Origin of the sequence: Aliisedimentitalea sp. MJ-SS2 (genome assembly GCF_032586155.1) — a bacterium.
Classification (GTDB): Bacteria; Pseudomonadota; Alphaproteobacteria; order Rhodobacterales; family Rhodobacteraceae; genus JAWHTC01.
Window position 1 is genome coordinate 905,834 of record NZ_JAWHTC010000001.1, and the last position, 17,916, is coordinate 923,749.

A 17,916-nucleotide genomic window follows, 5' to 3' on the forward strand; every position below is an offset into this window, starting at 1 on the left:
GAAAAGGGGAATTTGTAATGAATTTCGCGCTCAATGCCCTGAATGTCCTGATGATGCTGTTCGTCGTGGCAGTGGGCGTGATCTCGGCCACCATTCTGGTGCTGTTTGTCATCGACCGGATGCAGCGCAAGGATGCGATCCGGCGGAATTACCCGGTGATCGGGCGGTTCCGGCACCTGTTCTCGGCGCTGGGCGAGTTCTTCCGGCAGTATTTCTTTGCCATGGATCGCGAGGAAATGCCGTTCAATCGGGCGCAGCGGGATTGGGTGGAGCGGACTTCTGACGGGGGCGGCAATACCGTTGCCTTTGGCTCGACAAGGAGTCTGGGTGTACCGGGGACGCCGATCTTTATGAACGCGGCCTTTCCGCCACTGGAAGAGCAATTTGCCGAAACACGGCCGATGGTAATCGGGCCGGGGGCGGCGGTGCCTTTTGTCGCCAAGTCGATTTTCAACATCTCAGGCATGAGCTATGGCGCGCTGTCACGACCCGCGGTGCGAGCGCTGAGCCGCGGTGCGGCCAAGGCCGGTGTCTGGATGAATACGGGCGAAGGGGGCTTGAGTCCGTTTCACCTGGAAGGGGGCTGTGACGTGGTGTTCCAGATCGGCACGGCGAAATACGGTGTGCGTGACGGCGAGGGACATCTGAGCGATCAACGGCTGCGCGAAGTGGCCGAGAACCCGCATGTGAAGATGTTCGAGCTTAAGCTGGCACAGGGCGCCAAACCCGGCAAGGGCGGCATCCTTCCAGGTGAGAAGGTGAGCGAAGAGATCGGCAAGATACGGGGTATCGAACCGGGCAAGCCGTCGATTTCACCCAACCGGCATACCGAAATCGATGGATGGGGCGATCTGCTGGACATGATTGCCCATATCCGCACCGTGACGGGCAAGCCGGTGGGGTTCAAGACGGTACTGGGCTCGTCTGATCCATGGGAAGAATTTTTTACCCTGATTGACGAACGCGGGGCGGAGAGTGCACCGGATTTCATCACTATCGATGGGGGAGAGGGCGGCACCGGGGCGGCACCGATGCCCTTGATCGATTTGGTGGGGATGCCCATTCGTGAAGCGCTGCCGCGGATCGTTGATCTCCGCGACCGCCATGGGCTGCATGACCGCATTCGGATCATTGCCAGCGGCAAGCTTGTCAATCCCGGCGACGTGGCCTGGGCGATCTGCGCGGGCGCTGATTTTGTTACCTCGGCACGCGGGTTCATGTTCTCGTTGGGCTGTATTCAGGCTTTGAAATGCAATCGCAACACCTGTCCGACAGGGATCACCACCCATGACGCGCGTTTGCAGCGTGGGTTGGTTGTCGAGGAAAAGGATGACCGTGTGGCACATTATGCCAAGGGGATCATTAAGGAGATCGAGACCATTGCCCATTCGGTCGGCGTGACGGAGCCGCGTCAGATGCGGCGGCGGCATGTGCGGATCGTGCAGGCGGATGGGCGCTCGGTACCGATGAATCAGCTGTTTCCAAGCGTGGATTTGGGGGCAAGCTAAACTGCCGTACCCAGCCGTGCTTCGCGCCGCATCACCAGTAGAATCATCACGATCCCGATCACCGTCGAGAGTGTCATCAGCAGCACCAGGGGAAAAGCGCTGGTGCCGTCCTTGAGTAGCAGGCCTGACAGGGCTGACAGTCCGGCCCCTCCGGCCAGCATCAGAGCGCCACTGAGCCCCGATGCGGTGCCGGCCAGCTCCGGGCGCACAGATAGCGCACCAGACATACCGTTGGGGATGCTGACCCCATTGCCGACCCCCACCGGTACCATCAAGGCAAAGAAGGTCCAGAGCTGTTGGGCGCCGGCGAGTTCCAGCGCGAAGGAGGTGCCAACGCCAAGTAACGTAAAGAGGAACCCCAGCAGGATCATGCGGTTGACACCGATCCGCGAGGAATAGCGCCCGGCAAAGAAATTGCCGAAAAAGTAGCCCAGAGAAGGCGACGCGAAATAGAGTCCCAATTCCTGTGGTTCGAGATGGAAGACATTACTGGCAATGAAGGGCGCTCCGCCCAGGAAAGAAAAGAATGATCCGGCGGCGAACAGGGTGGACAGGCTGTAACCCCAGAACCGTGGGCTTTTAAGAAGCTCGGGCATCTCGCGATACTGCTGGGCGAGCGTAAACCCGGAAGGTCGGGCCGTTTCTCCCATATCGGCCCAGGCCAATGCCAACGTTGCCAGGCCGGCAGCAAAGAGCAGCCAGAAATTGGCGTGCCAGCCGAAATGCTGTTCCAGATAACCGCCGATCGCCGGGCCGATCATCGGGACGATCGCCATGCCCATGGTGACGTAGGCGATCTTGGAGCCGGATTCTTCTGCCGGGGTGGTGTCACGGACCACGGCGCGGGAAAGCACCATGGCGACGGCGACACTGGCTTGTAGCATGCGGAACGACAGAAACATTGTGGCATTGGTGGACGCCAGGCAGCCAAGCGTGGCCACAAGGTAGATCAGAAGCCCGGCCAAGATTACACGGCGGCGACCGTATTTGTCCGATATCGGACCTATCACCATCTGCAGCGCGGCGTTGACGAAGAGGTAGACGCCCACTGACAGGCCAATCACTGCGGGAGAAGTATTGAAATACGCCGCCATGCCGGGCAAGGAAGGCAGGAATAGGTTCATCGCCAGCGCCGACATGCCCGAGAGAGCAATCAGCGTGCCGATATGTGGTGGACTGTTGCGATCAAGGAATTGCGGCGGTGGCATTGGGCTTCGGCTCGGACTGACAGGTGACGCCCGACTAGAACAGGTCGTGGGCGGATTGACCAGATGGCACACTTGGGGTTTGCATCTTCCGTCACGGAATTTGCATAGTTGCAGTTTGCTAACCATGTCTTCTCATTTGTTTGCAAATTTGCGGAATTTTCCTTCCGCCGCGGTGCAGCGCCGGATATGTTGCGTCAAATCGGCCTGACGGGAGAGACCCCATGAAAGACATTTTGAACGAGCTTGACAACCGCCGCGAAGTTGCACGGTTGGGTGGCGGCGAAAAGCGGATTGCGGCACAGCATTCCAAGGGAAAACTGACCGCACGCGAGCGGATTGAACTGCTGCTCGATGAGGGCTCTTTCGAAGAGTTTGATATGTTTGTTAGCCACCGATGCACCGATTTCGGCATGGAAAATCAAAAGGTTGCCGGCGATGGCGTTGTCACGGGCTGGGGTACGATCAATGGCCGGATGGTTTACGTGTTCAGCCAGGATTTTACCGTTTTCGGTGGCTCGCTTTCGGAAACCCACGCCCAGAAAATCTGCAAGATCATGGATATGGCGGTGCAGAATGGCGCGCCTGTCATTGGCCTGAACGACTCGGGTGGGGCGCGGATTCAGGAAGGTGTCGCCTCGCTTGCCGGTTACGCCGACGTATTCCAGCGTAATATCATGGCCTCGGGCGTGGTACCGCAGATTTCCGTGATCATGGGGCCGTGCGCTGGTGGGGCGGTCTACTCGCCCGCAATGACAGACTTCATCTTCATGGTGAAGGACACCTCCTATATGTTCGTTACCGGTCCGGACGTGGTGAAGACCGTAACCAACGAAGTGGTGACCGCCGAGGAACTGGGTGGGGCATCAACCCACACAAAGAAATCTTCGGTCGCCGATGGGGCATTTGAAAACGACGTGGAGGCGCTGGCCGAAGTGCGCCGCCTCGTCGATTTCCTGCCTTTGAACAATCGCGAAAAGCCGCCCGTGCGTCCGTTCTTTGACGCACCGGGCCGTCTGGATAGCAGCCTTGATACGATCATCCCGGACAACCCAAATACGCCCTACGACATGAAGGAGTTGATTCTGAAGGTCGCAGACGAGGGTGACTTCTACGAAATCCAAGAGGATTTTGCCAAGAACATCATCACCGGTTTCATCCGCATCGAGGGTCAAACGGTAGGTGTCGTTGCCAACCAGCCGATGGTCCTGGCCGGCTGCCTTGATATCGACAGCTCGCGCAAGGCCGCCCGGTTCGTACGCTTCTGCGATGCGTTCGAAATTCCGATCCTCACTTACGTCGACGTGCCGGGATTTCTGCCGGGGACCGGCCAGGAGTATGGCGGCGTGATCAAGCACGGTGCAAAGCTGTTGTTTGCCTATGGTGAGGCGACGGTGCCCAAGGTGACAGTGATTACCCGCAAGGCTTATGGCGGCGCCTATGACGTGATGGCGTCCAAGCACCTGCGTGGCGATTTCAACTATGCCTGGCCCACCGCCGAAATCGCTGTGATGGGTGCCAAGGGGGCAACCGAGATCATTCATCGCGCTGATCTTGGCGACGAAGAGAAGATCGCGGCACACACGGCGGAATATGAAAAGAACTTCGCCAACCCGTTCAAGGCAGCAGAACGTGGCTTCATTGACGAGGTGATCATGCCGCATTCGACCCGCAAGCGCGTGGCGCGCGCGTTCGCGTCGCTGCGCAACAAGAAACTCCAGAACCCCTGGAAAAAGCACGATAACATCCCGCTCTGAGGACGTTGTAGATGCGGTGGTCAATCCTCATAGCTGTGCTGGCCCTTGCTGCGTGCAAGGACGGGTCAGAGCCTGTGTCGCAAGAGGCAAGCCCGGTTCTGGCCGAGCTTGCCGCGCGTACAGCGGCAGAGGGGCGGCCAGAAGTCCCGGCCTTGCCTTCGGGCATGGCGGCAGGGTTGCAGGAGGTCCGCTTCGACGAAAAACCGGACGGGCAGTTCAGCTATTTCCGCTTCCGTTTCGTCGTCCCGGCGATTGCCGGGGCGCGGCCCAAGGGGGTTGAAGAGCGGGCCGGGGACATGGAATTCCTGTGCAACGAATACGCGTTGAAAACCCTGTCAGGAACGCCGCGTGCCTATGACCGGATCGTCATTTCGATGGCCGACCAGGAAACCGAATTTGGCGTTGCTAATCCACAAGCCACCCAGTTTTTCGAAAGCTTCCGCGTCGAAAACGGGGTCTGCATCTGGGAGGATTTTTGATGCGGCCACAACATCTTGCGGATCGGCGCGTGTTGCGACCCCTGGTTGAGGCTTTGGAGTCACAGGCTGTGGGCAGCTTTGGGGATAAGTATCAATTGTCGCCGGATTCCGGTATGTTACGGGCGGGTTCTCTCCAGGACCCGCATACCTCGTACGAGGGGCAGGAAGGGTCAACGAACCCGGAACTGTCCGTAACAAGAGACAGGAGAAACAGATGTCGAAAGCCATCAAGAGCGTTCTGGTTCTTGGCCTCGCAGCCCTCGTGGTTGCATGCGCCCAGCCGGAAGAAGAATACGTCGTGGTCGATCCCGAGCCTATCTCGGTCGAACCGACTTACACCGGTAAATACAAGTAATCGGTCTTTGGGGCGGGCCTTGCGGCCCGTCCCGCCTTACCGCCCCTGCAATCCGGGGGGCGGGACATGCTGAAACATCGCGGCTTTCCCGGGCGTCTTCCCGGTACGGATTTCCAGTTTACAATTCGAAGGGCCAACCCGCGCGGCGTGACCGAGATCACCCGGCGCGAGCGCTACCGTGATCGGCGCACACCGGACAAGAAGGCCGATCAGGCCTTTCTGAGGGCCCTGTGGGAGCATTTTGGTGATGCACCTTTCGAACGCGGCAACCTGGATGCTGGGCGTTTGAGCTGGCTTTTTGGTCGCGAGGTGGTGGCGGCAGAGGATCCGTTCGATCCAGCCAATTATGAAGCCATGCTGCAGATTGATGAGGATGTGGCGCGGGCCAGCTTTCCCGAGGCGTTTGCCGAGGACTTTCCGGAGGGATCGGCATGATTCAGCCGGGCAGAGGCAAAAATAGGCGTATCTCAGCGCATTTTGCCCGCGGGGATTGTGCGGGCTTGGCATATCCATCCGTTCGGGCAAGGCTCACAGATGTAGTGGCGGTCTTCAGCGAGACCGAGACGCATTGTCTGAACCGTTACCCTTCCCCTAAGGGGCGGATTGGTTATCCCCAAGGCCATCCGCCCCAATTTTTTTGCAAAAATTCAAAGTGTTGCGAGATTCGGCAATCTGCCGCGCATCGCCCGCGTATGCGCAGATTTCGCTTCACAACGTCTGGAAATCAGGCCATTCCGGTTGTCATAAAAAAGACAACCGAAAGAGGCACTACAATATGCGCAGACATATGCTCAAACTCGTGGCCGTTGGCGCGCTTGCGTTCACGGCCGGGTGTGGCGACACGGCGGTCGAACAGGCCCTCATGGGCGGTGGCGCCGGTGCGGCCACGTCGCTCTTGCTGGACGGGGACCTCACCACGGGTGTCGTCGTCGGCGCTGCGGCCAACGTCGCTTATTGCCAGAAATACCCGACACGCTGCTGACCTGAAACCGGGTCAGGGTGATTTCATTTATCCGGCCCTGGGGTCGGACCAGTTTTGCACGGCCATCGCAGGGGTGATTCCCGGCGATGGCCGTTTTCATGCCATGACCCGGGCGTCACGTCCCGGGCTGAACGACGGAAGGGACGTACCATGTTCAAGAAGATCCTGATTGCCAACCGGGGCGAGATCGCCTGCCGGGTGATCAAGTCTGCCCGCAAGATGGGTATCAAGACGGTGGCGATCTATTCGGATGCCGACCGTAACGCGCTGCATGTGCAGATGGCCGACGAGGCGGTGCATATCGGTCCGCCGCCCGCGAACCAGTCCTATATCGTCATCGAAAACGTGATGAAGGCGATCAAGGAAACCGGCGCCGAGGCCGTCCACCCTGGGTATGGTTTCCTGAGTGAAAACAGCAAGTTCGCGGAGGCTCTTGAAGCGGCTGGCGTGGCGTTTATTGGGCCGCCCAAAGGTGCCATCGAAGCCATGGGCGACAAGATCACCTCGAAGAAGATCGCACAGGAAGCCAACGTATCGACCGTGCCCGGTTACATGGGGCTGATCGAAGATGCCGACGAGGCGGTGAAGATATCCAACGAGGTCGGCTACCCGGTGATGATCAAGGCCTCTGCCGGTGGCGGCGGCAAGGGCATGCGGATTGCCTGGAACGATGAAGAGGCCCGCGAGGGGTTCCAATCCTCCAAGAACGAGGCGGCTAGCAGTTTTGGCGATGACCGGATCTTCATCGAAAAATTCGTGACCCAGCCGCGCCACATCGAAATTCAGGTTCTGTGTGACAGCCATGGCAACGGCATCTGGCTCAATGAGCGGGAATGCTCGATCCAGCGTCGGAACCAGAAGGTGGTCGAAGAGGCGCCCAGCCCCTTCCTTGACCCGGAAACCCGCAAAGCCATGGGCGATCAGTCGGTCGCGCTGGCCAAGGCGGTGGGCTATGCCAGCGCCGGGACCGTGGAATTCATTGTCGATGGCGACAAGAACTTCTATTTCCTTGAAATGAACACCCGCTTGCAGGTGGAACACCCGGTAACCGAACTGATTACCGGCGTCGACCTGGTGGAACAGATGATCCGTGTTGCCAATGGCGAAGAGCTGTCGATCAAGCAGGAAGACGTGGGCATCAACGGCTGGTCGATCGAGAACCGGCTTTACGCCGAGGACCCGTATCGTGGTTTCCTGCCGTCGATTGGGCGTCTTTCCAAGTACCGTCCGCCGGAAGAAATTGCCGAAGCGGGCCATGTGGTGCGCAACGATACCGGCGTCTATGAAGGCGGCGAGATCAGCATGTATTATGACCCGATGATTGCCAAGCTCTGCACCTGGGCGCCGACGAGGGAAGAGGCCATCGAGCACATGAGGAACGCGCTTGATGGGTTTGAAATTGAAGGGATTGGCCATAACCTGCCATTCCTGAGCGCGGTGATGGATCACCCGATCTTCATGTCTGGCGACATGACCACGGCCTTCATCGAGGAACAGTATCCTGACGGGTTTGACGGTGTCGAACTGGACGGTTCCACCCTGCGCCGGATCGCGGCCTCGGCGGCGGCCATGCACCGGGTTGCCGAGATTCGCCGCACGCAAGTCTCGGGTCGCATGGACAATCACGAGCGCCGGGTTGGCGATGACTGGGTGGTGACGCTGCAGGGCGAAAGCTTTCCGGTATCGATCAAGGCCGACCACATGGGCTCGACCGTCGTGTTTGACGATGGCAGCGAGCATCGTGTCACCGGCGACTGGACCCCGGGGATGAGCTTGGCCGACATGGTGGTGGATGGCGATCCGCTGGTTCTGAAGGTGGGCAAGATCCCGGGCGGATTCCGCATCCGCTCGCGCGGTGCTGATCTGAAAGTGCATGTGCGCAGCCCGCGCCAAGCCGAACTGGCAGCGTTAATGCCCGAGAAACTTCCGCCTGATACCTCGAAAATGCTGCTCTGCCCGATGCCCGGCTTGGTCGTGAAGGTCGATGCCGCGGTGGGCGACGAGGTTCAAGAGGGCCAGGCCCTGTGCACCATCGAGGCAATGAAAATGGAAAACATCCTGCGCGCCGAGAAAAAGGCCGTGGTGACCAAGATCAACGCCGGTGCGGGCGACAGCCTTGCGGTGGACGACGTGATCATGGAGTTCGAATAGGCCGGATGCATGACACCCCCCGCCATATCCGAAAGCTTGGGGCAAGGGCCGGTTTGGCCCTTGCCGGGCTTCTGGCCGTGGCAGGCTGTGATCGTCATAGCGAAGACGACGCGCGAGCGATGCTGGCCGGGTGGTTCGACTTGGGCGAGACGCTCTATTTCAAAAGCCAACGGGGCTGCACGGCGGGCGTGTTTCGGGTCAAGACGATGGACGTGAAGTCGCGGGTGCCGCTGTTTGACAATGCTGAGGCCGTGGTGGTGAGCGGGCGGCAGGAGGGGGCCTTTGCCCTGTCAGTGCCGGGCAAGACGCCGGACAAGCTGTTCATCGAGTTGATGAATGTCCATCGTCCCACCGGTGTGGCGATTCAGGCGGCGGGGCTTGAGGCCAAGCCATGCATGAACGAAAAGGCCCGCAACAGCTTTTTTGCCGCGCTCAATGCTGATCCATCAGTGGTGGTGTTTTCGCGCCCCGATGCCAGTTTTGCCGTGCTGGACCCGGTGCGTGGTATCGTGGTTCTGACCAGCGGGGGCGATTGATGACCTCGCTGGCCGCAGATCACTTGCGCATTTCCTGGCGTCTGAGCGGCATTTTGTCGATGGAGCGCGAGATTTCGCGCGTGTCCCAGGGGCGCGGCTTGCGTAGGTATACGTTGCTGTCCTTGCCGATCAGCACCAACATGAAGCCACGCGGCCGGAATTTCTCACGTAGCTCCGAGTCGACTGTGGGGGCGGTGTCGATCAGGACGATCACGTCGCGCTCGACCAGATCTTCGACCCGGATTTCGAGCAAGCCCATCTGCTCGACGAATTGGGGGTCGCCGGGGCTGTCGGCAAATATCACCAGCAGCCGGTTTTTCCAGCGGAATTGCGATAAATCCAACGCTTCACCCGTGCTCGCCCCCGGGGAAACCTGCGGTGGCACGTCGGTTTGCGCCCCCACCATGGTGGCAAAAAACGCTGCGATTACAAATGGCAAGACTGGCTTCATGATGTCTCCTGACTGCCAAGATATAGGGCCTAGGTCGACAAATACGACTGTGAATCTGCTCAAACCGAAAAAAAACGGCAATATGCGCTTTGACGGGAAAGCCGCTCGGGTTGTCTCGCAGGGCTCAATTGCCCACCTGGAGCGACCCCGAGTCAAACGAAATAGCCTGGCGGGCGTGATACTGCTGCCGGTCTCAAGAAAACAGCCCGATACACCAAGGAAGATCAGCCGGATCAGGCGGGGGCAAAACCTGCCAGGCGGCGCAACGACAAGAGGACCAAGACATGACCGACAAGACGGAAGACTGGCGCGCGCTGGCTGAAAAAGAGCTGCGGGGCCGGGCGTTGGACGATCTCAACTGGAACACGTTGGAAGGGATCGAGGTCAAACCGCTTTATACTGAGGCTGACACCGCCGAGCTGCCGCATATGGGTACGCTGCCGGGGTTCGGGCCGTTCACCCGGGGTGTGAAGGCGACGATGTATGCCGGGCGACCCTGGACGATCCGGCAGTATGCCGGGTTTTCGACCGCCGAGGCGTCGAACGCATTCTATCGCAAGAACCTGGCCGCTGGTCAGCAGGGCGTTTCGGTGGCCTTCGACCTGGCGACGCACCGTGGATACGACAGTGACCATCCCCGTGTTGTCGGCGATGTCGGCAAGGCCGGTGTGGCGATCGACAGTATCGAGGACATGAAGATCCTGTTCGACGGTATCCCGCTGGACAAGGTTTCGGTCTCGATGACGATGAACGGCGCAGTGATCCCGATCCTGGCGAGTTTCATCGTTGCCGGAGAAGAGCAGGGCCACGACAAATCAGTGTTGGCGGGCACGATTCAGAACGACATTCTGAAAGAGTTCATGGTGCGCAACACCTATATTTATCCACCCGAGCCGTCGATGCGGATCATTTCCGACATCATCGAATATACTTCGAACGAGATGCCGAAATTCAACTCGATTTCGATCTCGGGCTACCACATGCAAGAGGCCGGGGCGAACCTGGTGCAGGAACTGGCCTACACGCTGGCGGATGGCCGGGAATACGTGCGCGCCGCGATCAACGCTGGCATGGACGTGGACAAGTTTGCCGGGCGCTTGAGCTTCTTCTTTGCAATCGGCATGAACTTCTTCATGGAAGCGGCCAAGCTGCGCGCGGCGCGGACCCTGTGGCACCGTGTTATGACGGATTTCGACGCCCAGTCGGAACGCTCGAAAATGCTGCGCACCCACTGCCAGACCTCGGGTGTAAGCTTGCAGGAGCAGGACCCCTATAACAACGTGATCCGCACCGCCTATGAAGCGATGAGCGCGGTTCTGGGCGGTACCCAATCGCTGCACACCAATGCGTTGGACGAGGCGATTGCCCTGCCGACCGAGTTTTCCGCGCGGATTGCCCGGAATACCCAGATCATCCTGCAGGAAGAGACAGGTGTGACCAACGTCGTCGATCCGCTGGCCGGGTCCTATTACGTTGAGTCCTTGACTGACGAGCTGATCGAAAAGGCGTGGGCCCTGATGGAGGAGGTCGAAGAAATGGGCGGCATGACCAAGGCCGTGGCCAGCGGCATGCCCAAACTTCGCATCGAGGAAAGTGCGGCCAAGCGCCAGGCGATGATCGACCGGGGCGACGAGGTGATCGTAGGGGTCAACAAGCACCGCTTGGACAAAGAGGACCCGATCGACATCCTGGACGTTGACAACATGGCTGTTCGCGACTCGCAAATTGCGCGGCTTGAAAAGATGCGCGCCGAGCGTGACGGCGCGGCCTGTGACGCGGCTTTGAATGAACTAACACGTCGCGCTCAAGAGGGCGGCAACCTGCTCGAAGCGGCGGTTGAGGCCGCGCGCGCACGGGCCTCCGTGGGGGAAATCAGCATGGCAATGGAAAAGGAGTTCGGCCGTCACCGCGCCGAGGTCAAAACGCTGGCCGGGGTTTACGGCGCCGCTTACGAAGGCGACGAAGGCTTTGCCGCGATCCAGAAAAGCATCGAGGCCTTCGCCGAGGAAGAGGGGCGTCGCCCGCGCTTGCTGGTGGTCAAAATGGGGCAGGATGGTCACGACCGCGGCGCCAAGGTGATTGCCACGGCCTTCGCCGATATCGGCTTTGACGTCGATGTTGGCCCACTGTTCCAGACGCCGGATGAGGCGGCCCAGGACGCGGTTGACAACGACGTGCACGTGGTTGGTATTTCCAGTCAGGCGGCGGGGCACAAGACCCTGGCACCGCAGCTGATCGAGGCGCTGAAGGAGAAAGATGCCGAGGATATCATCGTGATTTGCGGCGGGGTGATCCCGCAGCAGGATTATGATTTCCTCAAATCCGCGGGAGTGAAAGCGATCTTTGGACCGGGGACCAATATCCCGGCGGCCGCGCAGGATATCCTGGACCTGATCCGGGCAACACGTGGTTGAAAACAACAAGGGAAAGGCGCGTGACTTGCGCCCTTCCCGCCGTTTTCATGGGGTGGCGGATCGTTGGAGTGAAATCACAAAGGCGAACCGTGTCATGCCTCGCTACGCGACGGGTAGAGCCCTTGCAGCGCAATGCACCAAACAAAACTGCTTGGATAATCCTCGTCGATGACAACCGGTTTTGGCCCTTGTCCCCTGAGATCTGGCAGCGCGAAGGTTGTGCGCCCATCGCCACCATACGCAGTGCCCAGAAGAGAAAACAGCGCCTCGTTTTCTGTTATTGCAAGCAATTGGCCTTCAGCGTGGGCAAAATTACGTGGGCAGAAATTGGCGCCAAACAACATCATTTGCCCGATAAACGGCTCGGCCTCGGTCTCGGCCTTGACCACGGGCGCGCTGGATAGTGTCGCCATCAAAGCCAAGCCTGCGCCCATTACGTAGCGTTTCAAGCGATATACCATTTTTCCTCCCCGCATGACATTTCTTTGTTGGTTTGATCCTCCGACCTGATGTGTTCGGTATGTGAAATGGTCAAACCTGCCACTGTTGTACATTAAGGTTGGTTTCTGACTTGCATTTTCTGTCTCCGGAACGAGGATTGCGGAGAGAACGAAGGGATGGGGGCGCAATGACCAAGCGGCACAAGATTGTCATCGGTATGGTGCTGGCGATGATCTGGTCCGTGGTCATCGTCTGGTTGCCGCAGACCATGAAAGCCCCGTTCATGCCACTGAATGCGGTAATCATCACGGCGCTTTTACCCGGCGGGCTGGTGATGGTTTTGCTCATCGGGGCGCTTGGATTCCGGCGTTTTTTCGATGCCTCTGCGATTGACGGCGCACCGTTCGAGGTCGGGACCGGTGGCGATATCGACCAACGCGTGCTGATCAACACCGCCGAACAGATACTTCTGAGCGCGGTGCTGTGGCCTTTTGTGGCACTGACATTGGGAGGTCTGGTGACGCTGTGGCTGGGGGTCGGCTTTGCCGTAGCCCGGCTGGCATTCTGGATCGGCTACCACATCTCGCCGCCCCTGCGCGCTTTTGGCTATGGGGCAACCTTTTACCCGACTGTTTTGGCCACGCTTTGGGCGCTGGCCGTGTGGATGTTCTGAAATGATGAAACTGGACCATATCGCCGTTGCCGCCGAAACGCTGGAAGAGGGCCGCGCCTATGTCGAGGACGCTCTGGGTGTGGCGTTGGAGCCCGGGGGCAAGCACACCAAACTTGGTACCCATAACATGCTCATGGGGCTAGAGGACGGCGTCTATTTCGAGCTTATTTCCATCGACCCTGACGCCCCGGATCCGGGGCTACGGCGCTGGTTCAACCTGGATGACTTCGCGGGAGCGCCCCGATTGACTAACTGGATTTGCCAGACCGAAGACCTGGAAGATGCGTTGGCTGTGGCCCCGGAACAGATGGGCCAGCCGATCGAGCTGACGCGCGGAGATCTACGCTGGATGATGGCGGCGGGGATAGAGGGGCGGTTGCCCTTTGAACAGGGGTTCCCGGCAATGATCAGCTGGGGTGATAGCCCGCATCCCTCGACCCGGTTGAAACCGTCTGGGCTACGGCTTGAGCGGTTGGTGATCACCAACCCCGAGGCCGAGGCCCTGCGAAAGGCTCTGGCACCTTTGATTGCCGACACGCGGATCATGATCGTACAGGGCGACGTTGGCATGCGGGCCGAGTTTTCCTCGCCCAGCGGGCAAAAGGTGCTGGAATGATCCGGCAGGCAGTGTCCGGAGACGCCGCGGCCATCGCTGCAATCTGGAACCCGATTATTGCTGAGACTACGGCGACCTTTACCACCGAGCAGAAAGACGAAGCAGTGCTGGCGGAACTGATTGCCGATCGGGGCGAAGCATTCGTGGTGGCCGATGAGGGCGGGTTCGTTCTGGGATTTGCCACTTATGGGCCGTTTCGCGGCGGACCCGGCTATGCCGCCACCGCCGAGCACAGCGTCATGCTGGCAAAAGAGGCACGGGGACGGGGCGTGGGACGGGCGCTGTTGTCCAGGCTTGAGGTTATTGCGCAAAAAAACGGTATCCACGTAATGATAGCCGGGATCAGCGGTGAGAATGAGGGCGCCATCGCCTTTCATCACCGCATGGGCTTTGCCGAAACCGCCCGCATGCCCGAAGTCGGACGCAAGTTCGGCCACTGGCTTGACCTGGTTTGCATGCAGAAGATTTTGAATTCATAACCCAAATAAGCCTGACTTCCGCAACTCCGCCGCCTATGTTGGCCGCATGTCGATTTGGACCCGCATCACCGCTGCCGTTTCCGCCCTGGCCAAGGGTGAGCCGCTTTCGGCGGTATTCGATCACCTGAAATCGCCGCCTGAGCGCTCGGTCGGGTTCACCATCGCGGTGATCGCGCTGGGCGCCAAGATGGCCAAGGCCGATGGGAGGGTGACCCGCGATGAGGTTACGGCGTTTCGCGAGGTCTTCAAGATAGCTGGCGAAGATGAGGCCGGGGCGGCCAAGGTCTTTAATCTGGCCCGCCAGGACGTGGCCGGGTTCGAGGATTACGCACGCAAGATTCGCGTCATGTTCGGCAAGGGCGACGCGGCGTTGTGTGATCTGATGGAGGGGTTGTTCCATATCGCGATGGCCGATGGGGACTATCACCCGAATGAGGACGAGTTCCTGACCCGGGTGGCGGACATTTTCGGCGTGCCCGAGAGCAATTTCCGGCAGTTACGCTCACGCTTCGTGCCGGATGCGGTGCCAGACCCGTACAACGTGTTGGGCGTGGCGCCGGATGCACCGATGGAGGAGGTGCGCGCGGCCTGGCGAACGCTGGTGCGCGAGACCCACCCTGACCGAATGGTGGCGCGGGGCCTGCCGGAAGAGGCCGTGACGCTGGCTGAAAGCCGCATGGCGGCCATCAACCAGGCCTGGGAGGAGATCCAGGCCGAGAGGGGATAGGCGCATGCGGATCGCCACCTACAATGTCGAATGGTTCAACAACTTGTTTGACGATGACGGCAACCTCTTGATGGATGACGGCTGGTCTGGGCGGCAGGACGTGACCCGGGCACAGCAGATCGAAGCCCTGGGTGTGGTTTTCACCGCGCTCGATGCCGATGCGATCATGGTGATCGAGGCACCTGACCACAATGGAAAACGGGCCACCGTGCCCGCGCTGGAAGGGTTTGCCGAGGCGTTCGGTTTGCGCGCCTGCAAGGCAATTGTCGGATTCGAGAATGACACCCAGCAGGAAATCGCGCTGCTTTATGATCCCGAACAAATGACTGCGCGACACGATCCGGTGGGGCAGGAGACCGGCAAGAAGGGCTCGCATGGTTCCCCCCGGTTTGATGGGGTGTTCCGGATTGACCTGGATATCGATGCCACTGAAGACTTGGTGCGGTTTTCAAAGCCGCCGCTTGAGCTGGCGATGGCGACCAAGGGTGGCTTTGCGTTCCGCATGATCGGCGCGCACCTCAAGTCCAAGGCACCGCACGGTGCGCGCTCGAAGGCAGAAGTGATGAAACTGTCGATCCAGAACCGGCGCAAGCAGCTGGCTCAGGCGATTTGGCTGCGCAAGCGGGTGGATGAGCATCTGAGCCAGAAAACACCGCTGATCGTATTGGGTGACCTTAATGACGGCCCTGGGCTGGATGAATACGAAGGCCTGTTTGGGCGCTCGTCGGTCGAAATCGTGATGGGGGAAAACGGCGACGCGCGCCTGTTCGATCCGCATGCGCGCCAGGCGTTGCAACGGCGGATCGGGGCCCGCCCGACCTCGGCCCGGTTTTACATTGCCAGTAACAAGCGTTACCTTCAGGCGCTGCTCGATTACATCATGGTCTCGCTTGATCTGGCAGACCGGGTGCCGGTCTGGCGGATATGGCATCCGCTGGACGATCCGGATTGCTGGAACCTGCCGGAGCTGCACCGGGCGCTGCTGACGGCGTCGGATCATTTCCCTGTGACACTTGATATCGATCTGTGATCTTAAAATCGTGACGTTGACCGCCTATATTGGGGGCATGAGACGGATTGTTGTTTTCGCGCTTGCCGCGTCACTTGCCACGACCCCAGTGGTTGCCGGGGATACGGAAGAGGGCTTTTCTCTGATGGAGGAGGGAGCCAAGCTGGTTTTACGCGGCCTGATGCAGGAGATGGAACCTGCCATGGAGGATTTGCGCAGATTCAGCGAGGAGATAGAGCCGGGCTTCCGCCAGTTGATGGAAGAGATGGGACCGGCCTTGGTCACGCTGATGGGCAAGATCGACGATTTCACTGCCTATCACCCACCGGAAATCCTGCCCAATGGCGATATCATCTTTCGCCGCAAGACTCCTCTTGAACAGGAACAGAAACAAGATCAGGGCAAGGGCGACGGCGAAGAGATCGAATTGTAAGGGGTCAAGGGTTTTCGAAAGCCCTTGACCACACAAATTCGAATTTACGTCGGAAGCGCGTTCGCAGGCGCTTGGCGAACGTGTTTTGAGACGCGTTGGCAAAGTCCGTCGAAGGGACCCTAGGCCGGCAGGTGAATGTTGAACCTCGCGCGAATGGCCCTGTCGAGAACAGGGTCGAAGCGTGCGCTCGAGCGTTCTAACAAGATTTCCTCTTTGCGCGCGATGGCCTTGGCGATCAGGTCGGGTTTGCCTCTTTCGTCCCATTCCTTGGGCGAGGTGCGGTCGCCGAGTGATGGGTAGACATGGTCGGCCTGCATCCGCGACAGGGTCTGGCTGGTGCCCAGGTAATGGCCCGAACCGCCCAGGCAGACTTCGCGCATTTGGTCCAGCGCCAGGGTTTCGTCATCCACCTCGATCCCACGCACGCAGCGCAGGGCCTGGCCGATGATGTCGTCGCCCAGGATCAGGGATTCGTGGCAGAATCCGAGAAGCGAGGCATGCATGCCGGCTGCCTCGTATACCATGTTGAGTCCGGAAAGACCGGCCATCACGTTCGAACACATCTGTTCCCACCCCGCCTGCATGTCTGGCAGTTTGCTGTCGGCGATGCCTGCGGCGGCACCACCTGGCAGGCCATAGAACTTGTGCATCTGAGAACAGCCCGCGGTCAGCAGCGCCTGTTCACCCGAGCCACCGGTCATGGCGCCTGTTCGCAGATCGAGGCCAAAGGGCCAGGTGCCGAAGATCGCTGGGTGGCCGGGCTGGATGGCGTTGACATAGACGACACCGGCAAGGCATTCCGCAACCGCCTGTACGATGGCTCCGGCAACGGTCGAGGGTGCGGTGGCCCCAGCCATGCCTGCACTGAGCAGCAGGACGGGCATGCCTGCTGCAATGGTCTTTTCCATAACCTCGCAGGATTCGGTGGCGAATTTCATCGGCGGTACGACGAAACAGTTCGAGTTCGACATGAAGGGGCGCGCGCGCCAGGCCTCTTCGCCGCCTGCAATCATGTGCAACATCTCGATGGCGTCATCGACGAAATCGGGCTCGGTGAAAGACGTGCCGATATGCTTGGTCGTGCCACAGGCGCAAGCATAGACGGTGTTGAGGTCCATCTCGCGATTGTCGGCGATGTCGCGCGCCACCATGGGGCGTTGCAGGAAGTGGATATTGTCGAGCCGGTCGGTAATGCGCGCGGCATCGTGCAGGTCTTGCAGCGTGCTGTCACGGTAGTGTTTGGCATCAACATCGACCATGTGCACGGCGGCCCCGGCGGTGCCGAAGTGCACGCGGTTGCCCGAGAGGGTCAAGTCATGGGCCGGATCGCGGCCCGGAAGAGTGATGGCTTTGGCGGCCTTGGCCAGCATGTCCTCGACCAAGGCGCGCGGAAAGCGCAGCCGCCCGTCTTCGCCAAGAATGGCACCGGCACGGGTCATGATCTCGACACCGGATTGTGGGGCATCGGCAAGGCCGATCTCCTCCAATGCCTGAAGGGCGGCGTGGTGGATGCGCTGAACGCCGTCGTCGCTCAACGGGCGGTACTGGCCGCCTTCCATTCCCGCACGGATGGGGCGGATGTCTTGCGAAAGGGGGGCGGAGCGGGCGGCGTGGCGGGCACGGCGGCCGCCCGAGCGACGGCTTGATGATGTCATCTGGTTCATTTGTCTGGGGTCCCTGTATTGATCTGAATAGTGGTT

General features: G+C 59.8%; 19 protein-coding genes. 15 read left to right on the top strand and 4 right to left on the bottom strand.

The window, feature by feature from the left end; translation table 11 throughout:
• Window positions 1-17: 17 nt before the first annotated feature.
• On the top strand, window positions 18-1,508 hold the full coding sequence (locus RXV86_RS04445; protein WP_316297796.1) for an FMN-binding glutamate synthase family protein: 1,491 nt from the start codon (window positions 18-20) through the stop codon (window positions 1,506-1,508).
• On the opposite strand, the gene RXV86_RS04450 is transcribed toward RXV86_RS04445, so the two are convergent.
• Window positions 1,505-2,716, bottom strand: a complete 1,212-nt coding sequence (locus tag RXV86_RS04450; protein ID WP_316297798.1) for a multidrug effflux MFS transporter — start codon at window positions 2,714-2,716, stop codon at window positions 1,505-1,507. The genes RXV86_RS04445 and RXV86_RS04450 overlap by 4 nt on opposite strands.
• Window positions 2,717-2,937: 221 nt before the next feature.
• Between RXV86_RS04450 and RXV86_RS04455 the strand changes: the two genes are divergently transcribed.
• From RXV86_RS04455 to RXV86_RS04485, 7 genes are all read left to right on the top strand, one after another.
• Window positions 2,938-4,470, top strand: coding sequence for an acyl-CoA carboxylase subunit beta (locus RXV86_RS04455; RefSeq protein ID WP_316297801.1), 1,533 nt, complete (start codon window positions 2,938-2,940; stop codon window positions 4,468-4,470).
• A gap of 11 nt (window positions 4,471-4,481) precedes the next feature.
• Window positions 4,482-4,949 (top strand): DUF6497 family protein, encoded by a 468-nt coding sequence (locus RXV86_RS04460; RefSeq protein WP_316297803.1) that lies wholly within the window; start codon window positions 4,482-4,484, stop codon window positions 4,947-4,949.
• Between the two features lie 214 nt (window positions 4,950-5,163).
• The gene (locus tag RXV86_RS04465; RefSeq protein ID WP_316297805.1) at window positions 5,164-5,304 is read left to right on the top strand and encodes a hypothetical protein; all 141 of its coding nucleotides are present in this window, start codon (window positions 5,164-5,166) and stop codon (window positions 5,302-5,304) included.
• Between the two features lie 66 nt (window positions 5,305-5,370).
• Window positions 5,371-5,739 (top strand): hypothetical protein, encoded by a 369-nt coding sequence (locus tag RXV86_RS04470; protein WP_316297807.1) that lies wholly within the window; start codon window positions 5,371-5,373, stop codon window positions 5,737-5,739.
• A gap of 340 nt (window positions 5,740-6,079) precedes the next feature.
• A complete protein-coding gene (locus RXV86_RS04475; protein WP_316297809.1) occupies window positions 6,080-6,286 on the top strand; it encodes a hypothetical protein in 207 nt (68 codons plus the stop codon).
• Window positions 6,287-6,436: 150 nt separating this feature from the next.
• Entirely contained in the window at window positions 6,437-8,437 is a 2,001-nt protein-coding gene (locus tag RXV86_RS04480; RefSeq protein ID WP_316297811.1) for an acetyl/propionyl/methylcrotonyl-CoA carboxylase subunit alpha, read from the top strand.
• Between the two features lie 5 nt (window positions 8,438-8,442).
• A complete protein-coding gene (locus tag RXV86_RS04485; protein ID WP_316297813.1) occupies window positions 8,443-8,973 on the top strand; it encodes a hypothetical protein in 531 nt (176 codons plus the stop codon).
• Window positions 8,974-8,992: 19 nt separating this feature from the next.
• Here the strand turns inward: RXV86_RS04485 and RXV86_RS04490 are convergent, their stop codons facing one another.
• Window positions 8,993-9,424: a DUF4174 domain-containing protein gene (locus RXV86_RS04490; protein WP_316297814.1), complete on the bottom strand. Its 432-nt coding sequence runs from the start codon at window positions 9,422-9,424 to the stop codon at window positions 8,993-8,995.
• Window positions 9,425-9,708: 284 nt separating this feature from the next.
• Here RXV86_RS04490 and scpA point away from each other — a divergent pair, with 284 nt between their 5' ends.
• Window positions 9,709-11,838: a methylmalonyl-CoA mutase gene (scpA, locus tag RXV86_RS04495; RefSeq protein ID WP_316297815.1), complete on the top strand. Its 2,130-nt coding sequence runs from the start codon at window positions 9,709-9,711 to the stop codon at window positions 11,836-11,838.
• A gap of 92 nt (window positions 11,839-11,930) precedes the next feature.
• Here the strand turns inward: scpA and RXV86_RS04500 are convergent, their stop codons facing one another.
• On the bottom strand, window positions 11,931-12,392 hold the full coding sequence (locus RXV86_RS04500; RefSeq protein WP_316297816.1) for a tail fiber protein: 462 nt from the start codon (window positions 12,390-12,392) through the stop codon (window positions 11,931-11,933).
• Window positions 12,393-12,466: 74 nt separating this feature from the next.
• Between RXV86_RS04500 and RXV86_RS04505 the strand changes: the two genes are divergently transcribed.
• Genes RXV86_RS04505 through RXV86_RS04530 form a run of 6 tightly spaced genes read left to right on the top strand, consistent with a single transcriptional unit; the run spans window position 12,467 to window position 16,216 of the window.
• Window positions 12,467-12,952: an MAPEG family protein gene (locus RXV86_RS04505; RefSeq protein ID WP_316297817.1), complete on the top strand. Its 486-nt coding sequence runs from the start codon at window positions 12,467-12,469 to the stop codon at window positions 12,950-12,952.
• A 1-nt stretch (window position 12,953) separates the two neighbouring features.
• Window positions 12,954-13,568, top strand: coding sequence for a VOC family protein (locus RXV86_RS04510; RefSeq protein WP_316297819.1), 615 nt, complete (start codon window positions 12,954-12,956; stop codon window positions 13,566-13,568).
• Window positions 13,565-14,047: an N-acetyltransferase family protein gene (locus RXV86_RS04515; RefSeq protein WP_316297821.1), complete on the top strand. Its 483-nt coding sequence runs from the start codon at window positions 13,565-13,567 to the stop codon at window positions 14,045-14,047. Before RXV86_RS04510 ends, RXV86_RS04515 begins: the two co-directional genes overlap by 4 nt.
• Window positions 14,048-14,093: 46 nt before the next feature.
• Window positions 14,094-14,774 (top strand): molecular chaperone DjiA, encoded by a 681-nt coding sequence (locus RXV86_RS04520; protein ID WP_316297823.1) that lies wholly within the window; start codon window positions 14,094-14,096, stop codon window positions 14,772-14,774.
• 4 nt (window positions 14,775-14,778) lie between these two features.
• Window positions 14,779-15,804, top strand: coding sequence for an endonuclease/exonuclease/phosphatase family protein (locus tag RXV86_RS04525; RefSeq protein WP_316297825.1), 1,026 nt, complete (start codon window positions 14,779-14,781; stop codon window positions 15,802-15,804).
• Window positions 15,805-15,841: 37 nt separating this feature from the next.
• A complete protein-coding gene (locus RXV86_RS04530) occupies window positions 15,842-16,216 on the top strand; it encodes a hypothetical protein (RefSeq protein ID WP_316297827.1) in 375 nt (124 codons plus the stop codon).
• A gap of 119 nt (window positions 16,217-16,335) precedes the next feature.
• Here the strand turns inward: RXV86_RS04530 and RXV86_RS04535 are convergent, their stop codons facing one another.
• Entirely contained in the window at window positions 16,336-17,880 is a 1,545-nt protein-coding gene (locus RXV86_RS04535) for a trimethylamine methyltransferase family protein (RefSeq protein WP_316297829.1), read from the bottom strand.
• Between the last annotated feature and the right edge of the window lie 36 nt (window positions 17,881-17,916).